The organism is Myxococcales bacterium (assembly GCA_012517325.1).
Taxonomy (GTDB): Bacteria; Lernaellota; Lernaellaia; order Lernaellales; family Lernaellaceae; genus JAAYVF01.
This window is the reverse complement of the sequence record JAAYVF010000104.1, coordinates 1-19,185: the sequence shown is the minus strand read 5'-3', so window position 1 is coordinate 19,185 and position 19,185 is coordinate 1. Positions and strand designations below refer to the sequence as shown.

The 19,185-nt window shown below is 61.6% G+C and carries 14 protein-coding genes and 2 pseudogenes; 11 read left to right on the top strand and 5 right to left on the bottom strand.

All coding sequences use genetic code 11. The features are described 5' to 3' along the window. The first annotated feature begins 4 nt into the window (after positions 1-4). On the top strand, positions 5-682 hold the full coding sequence (locus GX444_17990) for a hypothetical protein (GenBank protein NLH50471.1): 678 nt from the start codon (positions 5-7) through the stop codon (positions 680-682). Then, positions 682-1,815: a hypothetical protein gene (locus GX444_17985; protein ID NLH50470.1), complete on the top strand. Its 1,134-nt coding sequence runs from the start codon at positions 682-684 to the stop codon at positions 1,813-1,815. The genes GX444_17990 and GX444_17985 overlap by 1 nt, the downstream gene beginning before the upstream one ends. 24 nt (positions 1,816-1,839) lie before the next feature. Here GX444_17985 and GX444_17980 read toward each other — a convergent pair whose 3' ends face one another. Then, a complete protein-coding gene (locus GX444_17980) occupies positions 1,840-3,171 on the bottom strand; it encodes a radical SAM protein (GenBank protein NLH50469.1) in 1,332 nt (443 codons plus the stop codon). Positions 3,172-3,233: 62 nt separating this feature from the next. After that, a complete protein-coding gene (locus GX444_17975; protein NLH50468.1) occupies positions 3,234-4,778 on the bottom strand; it encodes a glycosyltransferase family 39 protein in 1,545 nt (514 codons plus the stop codon). Between the two features lie 277 nt (positions 4,779-5,055). On the opposite strand from GX444_17975, the gene GX444_17970 reads away from it, so the two are divergent. From GX444_17970 to GX444_17950, 5 genes and pseudogenes are all read left to right on the top strand, one after another. Continuing rightward, the gene (locus GX444_17970) at positions 5,056-7,038 is read left to right on the top strand and encodes a hypothetical protein (protein ID NLH50467.1); all 1,983 of its coding nucleotides are present in this window, start codon (positions 5,056-5,058) and stop codon (positions 7,036-7,038) included. A 47-nt stretch (positions 7,039-7,085) separates the two neighbouring features. Beyond that, on the top strand, positions 7,086-7,994 hold the full coding sequence (locus GX444_17965) for a hypothetical protein (GenBank protein ID NLH50466.1): 909 nt from the start codon (positions 7,086-7,088) through the stop codon (positions 7,992-7,994). Between the two features lie 119 nt (positions 7,995-8,113). After that, positions 8,114-8,209, top strand: a pseudogene (locus GX444_17960) (PepSY domain-containing protein). An 878-nt stretch (positions 8,210-9,087) separates the two neighbouring features. Beyond that, entirely contained in the window at positions 9,088-10,827 is a 1,740-nt protein-coding gene (locus GX444_17955; protein ID NLH50465.1) for a hypothetical protein, read from the top strand. 148 nt (positions 10,828-10,975) lie between these two features. Next, on the top strand, positions 10,976-11,908 hold the full coding sequence (locus GX444_17950) for an AgmX/PglI C-terminal domain-containing protein (GenBank protein NLH50464.1): 933 nt from the start codon (positions 10,976-10,978) through the stop codon (positions 11,906-11,908). Positions 11,909-12,056: 148 nt separating this feature from the next. Here the strand turns inward: GX444_17950 and GX444_17945 are convergent. Both GX444_17945 and GX444_17940 read right to left on the bottom strand, forming a co-directional pair. After that, positions 12,057-12,458, bottom strand: a pseudogene (locus tag GX444_17945) (four helix bundle protein). A gap of 5 nt (positions 12,459-12,463) precedes the next feature. Continuing rightward, positions 12,464-13,396, bottom strand: a complete 933-nt coding sequence (locus GX444_17940) for a hypothetical protein (GenBank protein NLH50463.1) — start codon at positions 13,394-13,396, stop codon at positions 12,464-12,466. A gap of 216 nt (positions 13,397-13,612) precedes the next feature. Here GX444_17940 and GX444_17935 point away from each other — a divergent pair, with 216 nt between their 5' ends. From GX444_17935 to GX444_17920, 4 genes are all read left to right on the top strand, one after another. Beyond that, positions 13,613-14,572 (top strand): nitronate monooxygenase, encoded by a 960-nt coding sequence (locus GX444_17935; protein ID NLH50462.1) that lies wholly within the window; start codon positions 13,613-13,615, stop codon positions 14,570-14,572. Positions 14,573-14,646: 74 nt separating this feature from the next. Beyond that, positions 14,647-14,937 (top strand): hypothetical protein, encoded by a 291-nt coding sequence (locus tag GX444_17930; GenBank protein ID NLH50461.1) that lies wholly within the window; start codon positions 14,647-14,649, stop codon positions 14,935-14,937. Between the two features lie 132 nt (positions 14,938-15,069). After that, on the top strand, positions 15,070-16,230 hold the full coding sequence (locus GX444_17925; GenBank protein ID NLH50460.1) for an acyl-CoA dehydrogenase: 1,161 nt from the start codon (positions 15,070-15,072) through the stop codon (positions 16,228-16,230). A 79-nt stretch (positions 16,231-16,309) separates the two neighbouring features. Then, positions 16,310-16,780, top strand: a complete 471-nt coding sequence (locus GX444_17920; protein NLH50459.1) for a hypothetical protein — start codon at positions 16,310-16,312, stop codon at positions 16,778-16,780. Positions 16,781-17,230: 450 nt separating this feature from the next. Here the strand turns inward: GX444_17920 and GX444_17915 are convergent. Next, positions 17,231-19,185, bottom strand: a 1,955-nt coding sequence (locus GX444_17915) for a PKD domain-containing protein (protein NLH50458.1), incomplete at its 5' end; no start/stop codon positions are given.

The following is a 19,185-nucleotide window of genomic DNA, read 5'->3' as shown; positions in this document are numbered from 1 at the left end:
TGCCATGGACCAGCGCCACCAGGAATACCTCGAATACTATCGCGTGCGGTTGCAGAAGTTCGAGGGCAACCCGCTCTTTCCGCGCAGCGAGGCCGCCGAACGCGCCATGTTCGAGGCCATCCGCGACGCCGTCGACCTCGCAGCCTTCGGCAAGCGCGTGCTCGGCGAGCACCTGCACGTCAACTGCGCCGTCGCTTACGTGTACGACACCTCGAAGGCCTGGGCGGATTTGTACCTGAGCATCAAGGAGCCGGTCCGCGCCAAGCCGTTTCAGGAAATCCTGGCGGCGCTCGACGCAAAAGAATTCACCGACGTCAACGAACTCAACTCCATGGCTTCCGATATTCAAACCCGTTGGAACATTCCGATCAGCATGGACGAACTGCTGCGCAACACGTTCTGGCCCGGTTGGACCGTGCTCGAAAACCTGGAGGTCTGGGCCGCGGCCGAAGTGCCGGCTGCCTGGCGCGCCGAACGCGACGGCTGGATCGCCGAGCAGAATCTCGAAGGTAAAAAGCTGTGGCGGGAGAACACCCTGGCCGAGGCGCGGAAGTTCGACCCGAACTACTGCCCGAACTGGGATCTATTGTGGGAGGAGCGCCACCGCCGCTTGATCCCCGTCGCCGACGAGCACCTGCGCCGGCGCATCGCCGAATACCGCCAGTACGTCGGAGAAGAATGATGCCGATCGAAAAAATGTACCGCGATTCGATGCTCAATACCTTTCGCGACATGTTCCGCGATTGCGAAGCGAAAAAACTCTCCGGCGAGGAGTTCGACCGGATGCGCGAATGCCTCGAAACGATGGAACGTTACGCCGAGGAGATGAGCGATTTCGCCGCCTACAGCGGGCGCCTGATGCAGGAACAACTGTTTCAGAAATTCAGCGACGCCTACGGCCGCCTGTTGTCGAAGGCCGCGCAGGCCGGCTCGGCCGCGCAACCCAGCGACGAGGAAATGCTGGCGCAAACGGTTTCGGCTTACGAACAGACGTTGCAAAGTTACCGCGCCGGCCAGGCGGGCGAGGCTGGAACAAAACTGATTCCGGTCCTCGAACAGATGGTCGCGCTGGGGCGTTCGGGGGTCACCTATCCGGTCTATTTACGGCTTGTCGAGGAGGCCGGGTTATCGCGGGCGCTGCAGGGCGCGGCGCCGGTGATGCGCGACGCGCTGGAACAGGAGTTGGAATACGCGCGCCGGTTGTGGCTGCCGCGGCACGTGGAAAAGGCCGAACGGAAACTGGCGTTGTTCGAACGGCTGGCCGCGGCGGCTCCCTTCGGCCAGCCGTTGACCATCGAGTTCGAAATGGGCCGGACGCGAATCGACTGGGAAGCGGAACCGGGCATCGTCTTATGGGAGGCGATCACCCGGCGGTGGAACCGGTTGCTCGAAATCCTGGTTGATTGGCTCGATTCCTTCACGAGCTTCGCGCCCCGCGACGAGCGCTGGATGCCGCCGGGCGGCGGCGACCCGTGGCCGAACATCCACCGGACGCGCCAGTGCGCGCCAGGCGATTTCCGCCGCCGCGAGAAGACCTTCGGCGACTACTTCGGCATCGCCTGGGCCGGCCTCTTCACCCACGAAACCTTCGTCTACGAGTACACCGCCAACCGGGTGTACTGGTCGGACGAACTGCTGCGGCTGATCTGCGACACTTACAGCCACTGCGTTCCCGGCGGAACGCCGCCGCCGGAATTGGTCAAGCGGGCGGAAGAACTGCATCCGGCGCGTGATCTGCGGCCCGACCGGATGAAGTACCCTCCCTGGGGCACGCCGCTGTCGCAGCCGTGTTTCCATCGATCGACGACTTCCTGAAAAAAGGCGCGGTCGGCGTCCCGGTCAGCGGAAGAACTGATCGGCGATGCTTTGGCCGATGAACGCCGCGAAACGCGCCATCTGCCACGGGTGACGGCGGCGGAAGGCTTTCAGGCAAGCCTGCGCCTCGGCCGGCGGCGTTTCCGGCGAAGTATAGAAGCGCGCGACGAAGCAATCGTCATCCGCCGCGATCACTCCCTCTCGCACGGCGACCTCCCGGAGCGGTGTGTCCCACTGCACGCGCAAACCGAAGCCGGTGATGATCATCGCCGGCTTCAAGCGATAGGCGAGTTCGAGGGAAGCGCGCACGCCGGCGATGGTCTCGCCGGGAGCGCCGTACATCTGGCCGAGAAAGTACGGCACCTTGGCGTCGCGCAGATGGGTGGCGATTTCCACCACGTCCTTCGCGCGGTAGAAGGGCTGATTGCGCTCGAGCACCGGGTCCGACAGCGTGGAACCGAAAATCATCGCGCTGGTGCAACCGGCGCGGCGCAGCAGGCGGGCCAGTTCGGCGTCGAACTCGCCCGGCTCGACGATGCAACTAAGAACCAGCTTCAACCGCGCTTCGGCGATCCGCGCCAGGATTTCCTTGCCGTACGCCAGCGGCCGGTTGATGCCGGAGTTGATCAGCCAGACCGAGCGCGCGCCGCGCAGCCGGGAGAGTTCGGTCAGTTCCTCGATCACCGTCTGCGGATCGCGCAGGACGTATTCGCGGCCGAAGGTGCGATGGGCGTCGCAGAACGAACACCCCAGCGGGCAGCCGGAATGGGTGACGACGCCGCAGTCGTAATACCCCCTTTTTCGGTAGGTTTTCAGGTCGAGGTCGGCGTAACCGGTGAAGCGTTGTTTTTGATAACCCCGAATGGACGGCGGGTTTTGGATCGTTCGAGCGTCGAGTCGCGCGGTCAAGCCGGGCGCCTCCGGATCGGGAGAGCCATTCGCCAGCGAGGCGACGAAGCGGGCGACCGCGTCCGCGTCGTCCCCGGCCATGGCGTAATCGGCGCCGAGCTTGGCGCGTATTTGGGCGGGGAAGGTGGTCACCGCGGTGCCGCCGAGCAACAGCGGCGCCGCGCTTTCCCGCTTGACCAGCGCGGCCAGTTCGGCGGCCTCGTCGAGCGGCCGATCGAGATCCCCCATCGTCTGATTATCGACGTTACGAATGGAAAAGCCGATCAGTTCGGGCCGGTGCTCCGCCAGCGCCGCGCGCAACGAAACTTGCGGGTCGCGGACGTGCATCAGATCCAGAAACCGGACGTCGTGTCCGTCGTGACGGAGCCGTTCGGTCACCAGGAGCGCGCCGACCGGCGCCGGGCAGAGGTAGCGATTGCGATTCGGGTAGACCATCAGGATGCGCATTTCGTTGCTCCCGGAAAATTCGATTCAGTTTAGCGAGGGTCGCCGGCCGGGAAAATAGCCGGTCAATAATAGGTTTTAATGAGCTTCCACGCCTCGGCCAACGGTATCTTGAGCCCGCGGCATAAAAACAGCGGCCGGTCGTTCTGGCGCGCCATGACGTACGGGTGATGGAATCGTGCCACCTCGTCGACGCGGTCGAAGAGGGGCACTAGGTCTTCTTTCCGTGGCCAGTAAGCCAGCAGCACCTCGCCGGTCGCGTCGCCCGGGCCCCAGAGGTAATAGTTCATGTAACCGGAGATGGCGCGCGGCAACCCGTAGCGGGCCCCAAGCTGATTGATCGCGCCGGCCTCGCCGTAATTGCTGACGAGAACGGCGCACTTCGCCCGGTCGGCCGGCTCGAGCCTGGCATAGGCGTCCGCCACCAGGGCGACGAATTCCTCCCAGCCCAGGCGGTCGCCCAGATGTTGCGGCAATGCACCGCTGTGCGCCCGTTCCTGTTGGGGGGCGCGCATGCCCAAGGCATCCTGGTAACGCAAAAAGGGCTCCGGGGCAAGGACCGGAATCGCCAGGGGAGCCACCGCCATTCCGCCAACCGCCAGCAAACCGACGGCGGCCGCCTGCGCCCAACGCCGCCGGGCGAGGGCTTTTTCCAGCCAGACCGCGCCGGGCGCCAGCAGCAGCGGGTAGGCGGGCGAAAGGTAATAGACCTTGCCGTTGGTCAAATGGAAGGTGACGAACAACAGAAGGTAGACGATGCCGAACACCGCGTAGCGCCGTCCATCCCGGGCCAGGAAAAGGGAAAGCAAACCCGCCAGCCAGACGGGGGTGTTGAGCGGACCGATCATCAGGAGTTGGCCCGTGAAGAACGAAAGCAGGGTGGTCGGCATGTTTTTATACAGGCTGGCATTGCGCATGAATTCGAGCGTCGGCCAGTCGTGGTGGATTTGCCAGAGCAGATGGGGCAGCAAGAGTAGCGCGGCGATCGAGCCGCCGGCCCAAAATTGCCAAAAGCGAAAGTGCCGACGCAACGGCGTGGCCGCCATGGCCGCGACCAGTGACACCCCGAAAAAGCCGATGCTGGTCTTGTTTTCCAAGCCCAGGCCCGCGATCAGGCCGAACCAAAGCCAGAGTCGCGGGTTCTCCGTTTTGATCAAGCGAACGAGCACGTAACCGGCCGAAACCCAGAAAAATTGGTCGAACGCGTTCATCGAGAAGAAACTGCCCATCGCCAGGAAGATCGGGGCGGTCAGGACCGCCAGACAAGCCAGGCACCGCGCGAACCGTCCGCCGCCCATTTCGCCGGCTAGAAGGCCGGTCAATACGACGGTCGCCGCGCCGATCAACATGACGGGCAAGCGAATCGCCAACAGAGAGGTCCCGAAAAGCGCGCGGGTGACCGCCAGGATCAGAATCGACAGCGGCGGCTGATCCACGTAGCCCCAATCAAGGTGACGGGCGCAATCGAGGTAATACAACTCGTCGCGGAAATAACCGTAGGCGCCGTGGGTGTCGGTCAGCAGATGGATCAGGATTTTCAACAAAACGAACAGGCCCAACAGCCACCAATCGGTCCGATTGAAATTCTTGAATGACGAATCGTGATCCATGCCGCCAACGTATCGAATACCAGCGAAGAAAGGCAAGGCGTGCGTCGTCTTTTTTCCTCAAAAACCTGAGGCGAGCGGCGGAATACCATGGAATTTTCCCCGGCTCCCGCGGGACGCCGGCCGGTCGTTTGGCCGGATAACGACGATAATTCGCTTGTTTTATTGGTGTTTTTTGTTGCGCGAGGAAAAATCTTGGTTAAGTGATAATGGGCACGAACATTGCAAATTGACATCATATAATAGCGATGAGTGGCCCGACCGTCTTTGGAGCACTGTCATGAAGCGATGGGTTTTTGTCGCCTTTTCATTCCTTTTTGCGCTGACCTGTTCGATCGGGCCCGCGAACGCGGCATCACCGCAAAAACGGTTGTCGACGATGCACATTTCTTCCTCGACAACCGAACGCGCCGCCGGCGCCGGGCGGAAAATCGTCTTCGAGATGAAGGTGTTCAACGGAACCACCGAAAACCTGAACGTTTCCCTCGACTATTCCGACCTGCAAAATTGGGAAATCGACGGCCCGTCAACCGTCGCGGTGCCCGGCGCCGAATATCTCAGCGTGGAATTCGAGGTCGCCTTGCCCACGGCGACGCCGCCCGGCAACGACATCATTACCGTGACCGCCACGGCCGGTTCGACCGTCGACCAACTGGAATTCCTGGCGCGCCTGGTCTGGGATCAAGTCAATTCCTTGTCTCCGCCGCGCATTCTGAGCAACATCATCTGGGATCCGAACCGGCGGATTTTCTATCTGATCGGCGGGTACGACGAAAACACAATCTACGGCCTCGGAACCTACGATCCGGATGCCGACGCCTACAACGATGGCCTGGCGCAACCGGCAGTGCCGACGGCGGTTGGCGGTTCCTGCCTGCTGAACGATCGCCTTTACCTGGTCGGCGGCACGGCGGATTTCAACTGGGGCACCGACTATTTGCAAATCTACGATATCCCCGGCGACTCCTGGTCGTTCGGGCCGGAGGTGGGCGATCCCAGCGGCGGCCTCATGGCCACGACGGCCGTTTGCGATCCGGAGCGGGGGCGGGTCTATGTAATCGGCGGGGCGGACAACGACAACTACACGCCCTCCCAGGAAGTGTTTTATTTCGATGTCGAAGCGGACGAATGGGTGCGCGGCGAAGCGGCGAATTATCCCAATTTCCCGGAATATCTCCGCGCCGTCTATGATCATGACACCCTGCGGGTGATCGGCAGCGAATCGCTCGTCATTTATGATATCGAGGCGAACGAGTGGTCCGCGCCGGAATATCTGCCGGCGGGGCGGATGGATTCGGCGTACGGCATTTACGGCAAGACCGAAGTGATCGCCGGCGGTTGGCAATTCGGCGGTGTTGGCGATATCGCTCCCCACAATACGGCAATCTATCGGAAACTGGACGGCAAGGAAGCCTTTCAATTCCTCGATCAGTTATTGCCCCAGCCGCTTGGGCCGACCGCCGGCGCTTTTGACGACCAGGGCCGATTTTTCGTTTTCGGCGGCTTTTGCCGCGACGAGATTTTCTGCTCGCAGGTCAGCGTGGTTTCTTTCCCCGTAACGCACGACGGCACTCTCAAGCCCAGCCCGAACATCGCTTACGACGACGGCGAATGCGACACCGGCACCATGATGGTTGTAAAGGATCTGCCCTTCGTCCAAGCCTTGACGCCGGTTCGTTATCCCGTCCGCCTGAAAAGCGTTTCCTGGCTGGTGGAAGACGCCGTCGGCGGCAATTCGCAGGTGGACGTGGTGATTTATCATGACGGCAAGGCCGACGGCGTTCCGTCCATTTTCAACGACGATCAGGGCGTACCCCAACCGGTTTATCGCCAAAACCGCGTTCCGGCCGGCGCGACGCGCACTTGGGGCTCGCTCGATTTGTCCGCGATCGCCGCGTTCCAGGAGCCGATTCAAAGCGGCGAATGGTTCGTCGGCTTCGAGTTCAATTATCCGGTCCGGTCGCCGTACATCTGTTTCGACCAGGACGCCGCTCCGGTCGATCACACCTGGTACTATTACCATGATGAATGGGTGAACTACGCCCGGATCGGCAAGAGCGGCGTCTTGATGGTCCGCGCCGAGGTCGAGTACGAGGACCTGGATGACGATACCGCCGGCGATGACGACGACAACGACGACAACGACGACAACAATGATGACAGCGATCCAAGCGACGACGACCAATCGGACGATGATGCCGATGACGACCGCTCCGCAGCAATGGACGACGACAGCGACGACAACCACGGTTGCGGGTGTTGACGGCGTCGTTGATCCGGTGCGGTGTTGAAAAAGGAGGATGGCGAGCGATGAAAGCCGAAGCCATTTTCAGCGTGTTGGTGTTATTGGGCCTGGTCCTCTGTTTTTATTCCTGCGCCGACGATGATGACGATGACGCCGCCGACAGCGGGGACGATGACGAAAACGACGAACCGGAGGATGACGATGCCGGCGGTGACGACACCGGCGAGGACCCGGAATGCGCCGGGAACGCGGCGCCGGAATTTTTGGGGCTGCAAATTTGGGTGAACGGACAACCGGCGCAACCGCCGATTTCGATCACCACGCTCGACCAACTGGAATTCGGTTTGGAATACGACGATGCGGACTGCAATCTGGACGGCGGCGGACTGCTGATCGAAGCCGAGAACGGCAACGATGAGTCGCTAAAACATTTCAGCGGCCTTGGCTGTTCCAGCGAGGAAAACGGCGGCCCGGCCCGCTTTGCGGTCGATCCGGGAATGATTGAAGCCATCTTGGATGGCGCGGAGTCGGCCGAACTCAAGCTCGTCGACGTTTGTGGCGACTCCAGCGAACCGGTCACTCTGGAAATCCAGGTGGAATATCAGGAAACGGATTGTTCCGCCAATACGGCTCCGGAATTGATCGCCTTTACCGTCCTGGTTGGCGGCGAAACGATCGAACTCCCGGGGACCGTGGGGATGGACGATGAAGTCGTCGTTCGCATCGAATATGCCGATAACGAATGCAACCTCGACGGTGGAACCTATTACCTCGTGGCCGATGATGGAATTCATTACGACGTGCAAAGCACGATTCTGGGTATCGGTTGCTCCAGTGAGGCGGACGGCCCCTTCGATTTGATTTTCCGGGGGAAATTTTTCGATCCGAGTTACGGACAACCATTCTTCCTGGGCATCCAGGACGATTGCGGCGACACGAGCAACGAGTTGCCGATTCCGTTGATTGGCCAATAGCCGGGGGCGGTTCGGGTGACGAATTCACGATTTAATCCGAGGAGTGAATCTTGCCGAAACGAATAATTTTCAGCGCTTTTTTGTTGATTGGATGGTTACTCGCGATTCATGCTTGTTCCGGCGACGACGACGATGAAGACAGCGCGGGCGACGACGACACCGTCGATGACGACACCGAAGGAGATAACGACGATGATTTACTAGATGACGATGACTCGGCCGACCCCGAATGCGCCGGCAATACGCCGCCGGACCTGCTTTCGTTGCGGTATCGGGTCAACGGGCAATACGCCGAGCCGCCCGTCTCACTGACCACGCAGGACAACCTGGAATTCGAAATCGAGTATGCCGACGTCGACTGCAATCTCAACGGCGGGACGGTCGCCATTAATATGTCGGCTCCGGACGGCAGCGAAACGATCGTCTTGGAAAAAATCGCCGCCGCCGATTGCTCCAGCGAGGCCGCCGGCGAGCCGCTACGCTTTTTCGTCGATCCCACGGAACTCCATTATATCCTTGCCGAGGCCGATCAGGCGGTCGTCGTCCTGAACGATGCTTGTTTCGATGAAAGCGATTCGGTCCCGCTGAACCTGGATATCGAGTTGGAGGATCCCGATTGCACGGCGAACCACGCGCCCGAGTTATTGGATTTGTCGGTGCTGGTCAACGGTGAGCCGATCGAGTTGCCGGGCTCGGTCTCGGAGGATGACGCGGTGGTTTTGCGGGTCGAGTACGCCGACGAGGATTGCAATCTGAATATGGGCGAATACCTGATCAAGGGTGACGGCGACACCTATTTTCACTCCGGCGAGGAGACGTTGCTCGGCATCGGCTGTTCCAGCGCCGCCGACGGCGCCTACGACATCGAATTCGACCCGGAAATTCTCGAGTACATCGCGATGGGAATCACCGAAAACCTGTACCTGATTCTGCGGGATGTCTGCCTGGAAACCAGCGCTCCGAGGCGCATCGATCTGACGTTGGAGTGACGGGTTCCCGATCCGGAAACGGTTTTTTTCACCTGCCCCGCTTTTTTTCTTGAAGATTCGAAAGAAATGTTAAAATTTATACCATCCAGGCAAGGAGCGCGGCCATGATCCGTCCCGAATATCCCGATCCATTGTTGTCCCGCCGCGACTGGCTGTCGCTCAACGGCGAGTGGGAATTCGCCGCGGACTCCGCCGGCCGGGGCGTCGCCGAAAAATGGCAACAAAAGGCCGCGTTGCCCGAGCGGATCGTCGTGCCGTTTTGCGTCGAATCCAAAGCGAGCGGGCAGGGGCGCAAAACCCGCGCGCTGCACTTCTGGTATCGCCGCACGGTGCGCATTCCGGACGAATGGCGCGGCCGGCAAATCCACCTGCGGATCGGCGCGGCCGATTATCAGTGCACCGGCTACGTCAACGGCATCAAGGTCGGCGAGCACGCCGGTGGCTTCACGCCGATGGCCTGGCGCGTCGATCCGTTCCTGCGCGACGGCGACAACTCGTTTTGCCTACACGTGCAGGAAACGCGCGACGGTAGCCTGCCGCGCGGTAAGCAGACGCACCTGCCGGTCGAATACACGGTCTTTTATCAAACGTTTTCGGGCATCTGGCAGCCGGTCTGGCTGGAAACCCGGGGTCCGATGCATTTGATCGGCGCGCACGCCGTGCCTGATGTGTCGGCCAAGTCCTTCGTTTTTCACCTGCGCATCCACGAGCCGGTCGGTGGCGAGGTCGGCATCAAACTGATTCACCCGGACGGGGAGGCGGATACCGAGGTTCACGCCGAAATCGACGGCGAGCGGATGGCCGTGCCGGTTCATCCGCGCCGGGTGGCTCGCTGGTCGCCGGACGAGCCGAATCTGTACACGGTCCGCTATACGATTCGGCAAAACGAGCAGGTGGTCGACGAGGCTGAAGGCTACGCCGGCTTGCGGTCGTTCCGCGTCGCCGACGGCAAGGTGCTGCTCAACGGCCAGCCGTTTTATCAGAAATTGGTCTTGTATCAGGCCTATTACCCCGAAGGCTGGGTGACGGCGGTCGATGACGAGACCTACCGGCGCGATGTCGAGCTGATCAAGGCCTGCGGCTTCAACGGCCTGCGCTTGCACCAGACCCTGGCCGATCCGTGCCTGCTTTACTGGTGCGACCGGCTGGGCCTCGTGGTCTGGGACGAAATGCCCAGCGCCTTCGTTTTTTCGCTCGTCGATCGCGCCGCCTTCGAGGCGCTGCTGCGCGAGGCGATCGACCGCGATCTGGGCCATCCGGCCGTCATGCTCTGGCTGCTCTTCAACGAAACCTGGGGAATTTTCGACCTGCTCTGGAGCGAAAAAACCCGCGATTGGCTGCGCGAAATGATCGCCCTGACCCGCCGGCTCGATCCGTCGCGGCCGGTCATCGACAATTCGGGTTACGAGCACCTCGCGACGGACATCCTGGACGTCCACCACTATCTGGCGGGCGCCGAGCGGATCCGCGATTTCTACCGCCGCCTGGCCGATCCCGCCCAATTGCCCTATCGGCACTGGCGGAATCTCTACGTGGCCCTGCCGCGGCGCGTGTACAAAAGCCCGCTGCTCGACCCATCATCCTATCAGGGCCAGCCGGTGGTGATCAGCGAATGCGGCGGGCACGGTTTCAAGCATTACGGCGATCGCTCGCTCAGCCTGGCGGACGGTCTGCGCCAGACGTTCGATCTGCTGGCCGAGCACGAGCACTTGCAGGGTTTCGCCTATACGCAGTTTTGCGACGTGGCCCAGGAGGAGAACGGCCTGTTCACCTTCGACCGCCGGCCCAAGATCGAACCGGCCGAGGTGCGCCGCCTGTTGGAATCCGCCTTCGGACATCGTTAATTTTTTCCCGGTCGGCAACTTTCTTCAACCGAGCGCTGTCCCAAGTAATCGAGGGCGGCTCTCGGTGTCGGCGTTGGCGGACGCCAGGCGGCCTCCGGCCGCGGTGCCGCTCGGCGGGATGGTTGCACCCTTTGCCGGGAGGTCGAGCATGCCGAAGTACACCTGGTCGGATTTCCGAGCGGACATTCTTTGCATCGATTGGGAATACTACTACGATCGCAAACTGCTGCTCTGCCTGCTGGCTTCCTTCATCGTCCACCTCGCGCTTTGGCAGGTCTTTCGCGTGTTGCCGATCGAGGAGCAGTTGAATCTGACGATCGGCAAAATCGAGGTGCCGAACCTGATCGAGATCCCCAACGATTTTACGGATGACATCATTCCGCCGCGCGTGGTCGAGGCCGTGAATCGGACCGACCTCGGCGACCGCGGGCAGCCGGGCGCCCCGGGCGGCGGGCAAGGCGGACCGGCGGCCGCGAAAGGCCCCGGCGGCAACCTGGTCGAGCTGCTCAACCGCAATCAGGGATTGATCGAACTGTTGACCCGCGAGGACAAAAGCGGCGACTGGTTCGAAAAAATCCACGGCTCCAACGATCTGTCGAACCTGCCGGCCGGCGGCGTGCGGATCGCTTCGCGCGACGGGCGCCAGCCGCTCGGCGGCGGCGAAGGGCCGCTGGCGGTCGCGACCACGGTACAGAATCTGCTGCCGAATCCGGGATCGGTGCCCTTGGCCGAACGCGAGATTCACAAGGTGATTTCCCGGGTGCAGCCGCCGGAGGTGGCGACCGGCGACGCCGATGTCGACCGGCAAATCCGCCACACGCTGCGCGCCCGGATGCCGGCGGTCAAGAATTGCTACGAACAGGTGTTGAAGCTGCACGGCGACTTGTCCGGGACGATCGTTCTGCGGCTGCAATTCGGCGCGGCGGGGGAGGTGCAATCGGCCGTGGTGACGCGCGACACGATGGGCAACGCCGAGGTCGCCGCCTGCGTGGCCCGGGTGCTGCAAGGCATCCGCACGCCCGCGCCGCTCGGCCGCACGGCCGAGGTGCAGGCGCCGTACGTGTTCACGGCAGTGAGGTAATAATGGGGAATGGCGAATGCCGAATGGGGAATCTCGAATGGGGAATGGCGAATGCGGAATGTAAGAGCGGCTTAGCAGCCGCGATACCGCTCATACCGCAAGGAATAATGGCGAATGACGAACGGGGAATAGAATTAACTCAACGGAATTAAATTCGCGACTTTGCAGTTTTTGCGGAAGCAACAAAAATCCGCGGCAATTCGGTCGCTTCCTCGGTAAGTTCGCCGAGCTGCGAATGTGGAACCATGCCGCTTTCGATCAATAATTCCATCCAGAAAATGGTTTCCTCGCATTCTTCTTCCACGATCGCCAGCTTCGTGATGAAATCTTACTTTGATTTGGCGCGACAAACCGCGCGGTAGTTGGCTCCAACCGAAGTTCCGGCGCGCAGCAATTGTCGGCTGATTACGTCGGTGATTTGATTTTTCGGAAGACTTTCGACCAAACGGACGATTTGCAGCGAGAACAACTTGGTTCGGTCACGCAAATCCGTTACCGATGTCTTGACTGGGCCGGCTGCTAAGCCGCTCTTACATTCCGCATTCGCCATTCCCTCTACCCCATACCGACTTTGTCCGTCGGCTCGAACGGGTCGTAGATTTCCACGAACGGGTCGACCCGGTAGAGATAGGCGTTGATCAGGAAGCGGGTCAGCAGGCGCGCGGTGCCCATGTCGTTGCGCTGGGTGCGATGCGGTTTGGTGAACTCGCCCATGACTTCCAGGCAATTCTTGCCGCCGATGCATGGTTGCCGGCCGTAGAAAACGTCGGTGGCTGGGAACGGGTCGGCGACGCCGGCCAGGCGTGCGATCCCATAGCGATTCAAACCGTAGTAAACGTTGGCCACGTGAAACGGTTCGCCGTCCAGCGCGGCTTGTTTCTCCGCGGCCAGTCGCACGGCCGCCGTGGCGAAGCGCGACGCCAATTGGTGCTCGGGATGGCCGGTAAAACCGTGTTTCGGATCGAACGTCAGCAAGATGTCCGGCTTGAATGCGCGAATCGTCTTGGCGATCTTGGGTGTCGGGTCGCCGTTTTCCTTGACCCATTTATGCGCGATTTCATGCCGTTTGGGGAAGGATTCCACCGGCAGCGGAGCGTTCCAGTAGTATTCGTGCTCGAGCGTGGCGCCGTAGAGCGCGGCCACTTTTTTCAGTTCCTCGCCGCGCACCGATCCCAGGTCCGGGTGGCAGTCCTCGGGGAGGGTGCATTCGCCGCCGTCGCCGTGCGTGAGCACGTAGAAATGAATCGGATTGCCGAGCTTCGGCCCGGCCTTGGCCAGCATGGCGCCGACCATGGATTCGTCGTCCGGATGCGCGCCGACCCACAACACGCGGGCGCCCTGTTCCAGCAGATGATCGAACGTCGGCACGCCGGCCGCCGTTTGGCGCGGCACGCTGGCGCAGCCCGTCGTCCCGGAGGCGAGCGATCCGCCGACCGCCAGAAAGCCCATCGCGCTCAAGCCGCTTTTCAGGAAATCACGCCGGTTCATTTGCACCTCATTCGCTCAGTGGACTGGCGGACGCCCGGTTTCACGCCCCGGTGGGCGATCGCGCGTCCGTCGTCTGTTGCTTTTAACCTTCCCACGGGCGACTTGTAAAGGCTTGTTTTGAACGATCGTTCAACCAACAAGGGGCGTTTGTTGACCGGCGCGCCGCGGTACGTTACAAAAACCGCAGCGCAACCTTCAATCAACCGGGATGAAAACATGAACCGTGTTTGCCAATTGCTGGGAATCCGTTATCCGATCGTGGCGGCGGGAATGGTGTGGTGGTCGAACGCCGATCTGTGCGCGGCCGCAGCCGAAGCCGGGTGTCTGGGCCTGCTGGCCGGCGGCAGCCATACGCCGGCGGAAATGGCGGTGGCGATCGACGAGGTGCGCCGGCGGACCAAGGGCGCTTTCGGCATCAATATTCCGCTGATCTACGATCACGCCGCCGAAATCGTGAAGATCGGATTGGAAAAAGGGGTGAAAATCTATTTCACCAGCGCCGGCAGCCCGAAAAAACTGACCGGCCTGATCAAGCAAAACGGCGGCGTCGCGATTCACGTCGTGCCCTCCGCCAAGCTGGCGAAAAAATGCGAGGAAGCCGGCGTCGACGCGGTGGTGGCCGAGGGCGCGGAAGGCGGCGGGCATCTGGCGCTCGATCCGGTCGCGAGCATGGTGCTCTGGCCGGCGGTCGCCGACGCGGTTTCGATTCCGGTCATCGCCGCCGGCGGCATCGCCGACGAGCGGCATCTGGCGGCGGCGTTCGCGCTGGGCGCCGAGGGCATTCAGGTCGGCACGCGCTTCATCGCCTGCGCGGAAAGCACCGGCCATGCGGCCTACGTCGAGCGTCTACTCGGCAGCGATGAAACCGGCACCGCGGTGACGGGCCGTTTCGCCATGCCGGTTCGCGCCTTGCGCAACCAACTGACCGAGGCGATCTGGGAACTGGAAAAGCAGGGCAAGTCACCCGATGAAATCCTCACCTTCGTCGGCCGGGGACGCGCCCGGAAAGCGACGCTGGAAGGCGACGTCGAGTGGGGTTCGATGCAATGCGGGCAGGTTGCCGGCCTGATCCACGACCGGCCGCCGCTCGCCGAACTCGTCGGCCGGTTCGTCAACGGCTATCGGCGGGTAATCGAACGCCTCGGCGCGATGGACCCGGCGGACCAGACTCGCTGATCGGCGCGAATTTCGCGCGCGAGCGGCAGGTTTTCGGCAACTCAGGAAACGAAGACGAACGAAAGGAAAGACCCATGAAAAAGACGCTGTTGTTTTTGTTTTTGGCGACGGTGCTCGGCTTGTCGCTCATGGCGATGACTTGCGGCGATGACGACGACGATAACGACGACGTTTCCGAAACCTGCGATCTGGACGTGTTGACTCAGGAGACGGCGGATTTATGCGGCGGCGACGTTACTTATACCGGGCAGGCCGAATCCGACGACGCCTGTGCCGCCTCCTGCGACTCGGGACAGGTTCCTTACTGGTATAGCGATTACGGCGCTTGTCACAACGAATGCTTCTGCTGCGGGACAGCGGCTTAGGTCGCGCTTCGCGGCGGCTGAATCAACAAACGACTTTTCGCGGCCGGGGCTATTGCCCAGCCGAAAGGCTGTCTTGTACAATCCAATCCTTCCAATCCATGTACGAGTTTCAAAACGGAGGAGGGGTGCATGCTGAATTTTGATCCATCCGAAGAACAACACATTTTACGGGATCAGGTGCGCCGGTTCGCGGAAGCTGAAATCGGCCCGCGCGCCGCGGAACTGGACGAGGCGGAAAAGTTCGATGTCGAGATGGTCCGCCGGATGGGCGAAATGGGCCTGTTCGGAATGTTCGTCTCCGAGGAATACGGCGGCAGCGATGTCGGTTACGTGGCCTACATCATGGCGGTCGAGGAAATCGCCCGGGTCGACGGCAGCCATGCCGCGACGGTGGCCGCCGGCAACTCGCTGGGCATCGGTCCGATCTATTACTTCGGCAACGAGGAACAGAAGCGCCAGTGGTTGCCGCCGTTGTGCACCGGCGAAATCCTGGCCAGTTTCGGCCTGACCGAGGCCAACGCCGGTTCCGACGCCAGCGCCTCGAAGACCACCGCGGTGCTCGACGGCAACGAGTGGGTCATCAACGGCAGCAAGATTTTCATCACCAATTCGGCGTCGCCGATCAGCGGCATCTGCGTCGTGCAGGCCATCACCGGCAAACGGGACGACGGCCGGCCCGAAATTTCCTGCATCCTGGTGCCCAACGGCACGCGCGGTTTCATCCAGAAGGAGATGCACGGCAAGCTGATGTGGCGCGCGTCCAACACGGGCGAGCTGTTTTTCGAGGATTGCCGGGTGCCGAAGGACAATCTGCTCGGCAAACGCGGCGACGGTTTCAAACAGATGATGCAGACCCTCGACGGCGGCCGGTTGTCGATCGGCGCGATGGGGCTGGGCGGCGCGCAGGGCGCCTTCGAGGCGGCCTTGAAATACAGCCAGGAGCGTTCGCAGTTCGGCAAGCGCATCGGCGATTTCCAGGTCAACGCCTACAAATTGGCCGAAGCCGCCACGCGGCTGTCCGCGGCGCGCTTCCTGCTTTACAACGCCGCCTGGTTGCGCGAACAGAAACGGCCCTTTACTCAGGCGGCCGCGATGGCCAAGTTGTATTGTTCGGAGATTTTCCGGGATATCGCCTACGACGCCGTGCAGATTCACGGCGGCTACGGCCTGATGAAGGAATACGCCGTCGAGCGGTTTTTCCGCGACCAGCGGCTGCTCGAAATCGGCGAGGGAACGAGCGAAATTCAGCGACTGGTGATCGCCCGGCGACTGGGACTGGATCCGATTTTTTAATTGTATCCGGCGGGCGATTTCTTTATAGTGGCGACGTTCTTCCCCCTAACAAACAGTTAAAAAGTAAGGAGATCGGGTAATGAAGAAAGCTTTGGTTCTGGCGATCGTTTTGACGTTCGCGTTTTCGTTGGTCGGTTGCTTCCATCATACCTACGATGTCGGCGCCGGCGCTCCGAACGGCAAGGAAGTCTACAGCAGCTGGCACAGCCACTGGCTGTTCGGCATCATCGGCGACAAGAAAGTCAACGTGAAAGAGTTGTGCCCCTCGGGCGACGCCACCATCCATAACAAAATTTCCTTCCTCAACGGGCTGGTCGGCGCGTTTGTCGGCGTGATCTACTATCCGACCACCGTGACCGTCACCTGCCGCGGCGGCAAGAGCGCCAACGTGGAACTCAACAAGGACGAAGTGGCGGCCATCGTGACGAATCCGGGCTTCCTGCATTTCGTGTCCGACGTGGCTCCGGAAATGTTGCCGCAGGCGCAGCAGGCCGTGAAGAACGCCCAGGCTTACCTGAACGGCGACGTGAATTACGCGCTGAATTACTAGTTTTTCGCTCGGCGAAAAGGGAAGGGCGGCCGTCGGGCCGCCCTTTTTTTTTAGGTTCATCCGGGATTTTCAGAGAGCGTATTGAGACAACGGTAGATCTGCATTATCTCAATTGTGACCAAACAAACCGAGATAGGCAGGAGTCTACCGTCGTCGAAGCAAGAGTTCATTCGTCTTCTTGGGGAGTGGGAAGGCTACACGCTGGGGACGGTCAGCCGGTTTGCGGCCGGTGAGAAGGGGCCTCACGCCGAGGTGTGGATCGAGCTGGTGGGGATCCCGGGCACGTGGATGATTTGCCGTGGGCGTGGCGAAGAGGTATCCGCGGGGCACGAGACGAAAGAGCGATGGATCCGCGCCGCCTTCCCCGGAAATCCCGGATGAACAAAAAAAAAAACGGGCGACCCGCTGGGGCCGCCCGAAGTCTTTCAGGCTTGGCGAATCAAGCCGGCTTTAACACCCGCAGCCGCTGTCGTCGTCATCGTCGTCGTCGGACGAATCACCGCTTCCCGGAGTATCGTCGTCCGCGGGCGATTCGTCGTCATCGGCCGGCGTGTCGTCGTCGGGTTCGGTGACGGTGATCATCGCCAGTTTGATTTCGGTGTCGGCGCCGCCGTCGTTCGTCACTTCGAGCGAAACGGAATAGGTGCCCGGCGTATTGAAGATGAAGGTCGGGTTCTGATCGTCGCGCACGGAAGGATTGTCCAGGTCCGTGCCGGCCGACCAGGTCCATTGGGTGATCGGGCAGCCTTCGGACGCCGTCGACAGGTCGGTGAAGTGAACGGTCAGCGGCGCGGCGCCTTCGGTCTGGTCCGCCGAGAAATCGGCGACCGGCACCGCGCAGGACGCCTGGATGAACGCGATCTTCGATTGGGCGACCTGGCCGGAGCCGTAGTCGATGAAGTACTTCAGGGTCACCGTGTAGTTGCCCGACTCGGTGTAGGTATGCGCCGGTTCGGCTTCGTCGGAGGTTTCGCCGTCGCCGAAGTTCCATTCAACGGCGGTGGGCCCGCAGCCGTCGGCCGTGTCGGTCAGGTCGGTGAACTGCACATCAAGCGGCACCGGACCGGAGGTGACGTCGGCGGTGAAGTCGATTTGCGGGATCGGGCAGGTCGAGGTGACGAACCCTTCCTTGGTCAGCGAATCGTTGCCGTGGGGGCCGGTGACGGTCAGCGACACGTCGAACGTGCCCGGCGTTTCATAGATGTGGGTCGGGAAGGCTTCGGTCGAGGTCTCGCCGTCGCCAAAGTCCCACAGGTAGTCAGACACGACGCCCGTGGTGTCCGGGGTAAAGGCGACCGACAGCGGCAGCACGCCGGTTACCGGGGTGGCCGAGAAGTCGGCCGTGGGCGCGTCAGTGTTCGGAACGCCGGCCAGTTCGAGGTTGTCGAGGCCCCAGTACTGCCCCATGTTGCCGGTGGTGTAGCCGAAGCGGATCTGCACGGCGGTCTGGTTGTCGGCCCAGGTGCTCATGTCGACGGCGGTCAGGCCTTCGACGCTGTCGCGCCAGTCGGCCACGTTGTGCCAGGTCGTGCCGCCGTCGTTGGAAACGTCGATGGTGGCGTGGCTGGGGAACAAGCCTTCGCTGACGACGTATTCGTGGGTGAAGTTGAGGCGGATGTCGGTGTAGCCGAAGCAATCGATCGGCTCGGTGATCAGGTAGTCTTCCCAGCTTTGGAAACTGCCGCAATCCTCGGCGTCGGCCAGGGCGAACAGACCGCTCCAGTTTTCGCTGGTGCGGCCGCCGGGATTTTCATCAGACCAGGTGCAGGCGGCGGCGCCGTTGACGATTTCCCAATCGTCGGGGATGCCGGCCTTGTCGTCGAAATCCTCTTCCCAGAAGGCCAGCGGGCCGACGGTCTGGTCGCTGCGTTCGACCGTGTTGGTTTCGGTGTGGCCGAAGGCGTCACGGGCGCGCACCACGTAGTAGTAGGTGACGAAGTTTTCCAGGCCGGTGTCGGTGAACGCCAGTTCGGTCGTTTCGCCGGTCGGCGTGGAGAAATTCTGTCCGCCGCTGGTTTCCGCCCGGTAGATCAGGTAGGTGATCGGCGCGGTCAGATCGGTGGCGGCGCTCCAGGTCAGGTCGACGATCGAATCGCCGGCGTCGATGCCGGTCACGCCCGCGAATTGCGGCGGATCGCAGTCGGCGTAAGCGTCGTCGGATTTCCAACTGCTGGTCGTTTCATCCCAATACCGGACCAGAATCGTGTCGCCGTCGGCAACCGACAACTCGCCGTCGTCGTTGACCACCGCACCGGCGGTCAGCGGCAGCGAGCCGACGAAAGTGCCGGTGCCTTCCGAATCGTAAACGATTTCGGTCAGGGTGATTTCCTCGCCGCCCGATTCGGTGTCGCTGGTGACGGTCAGCGTCTGGGTTCCCGAATCCTTCAGGTCGATGTCGGCCAGGG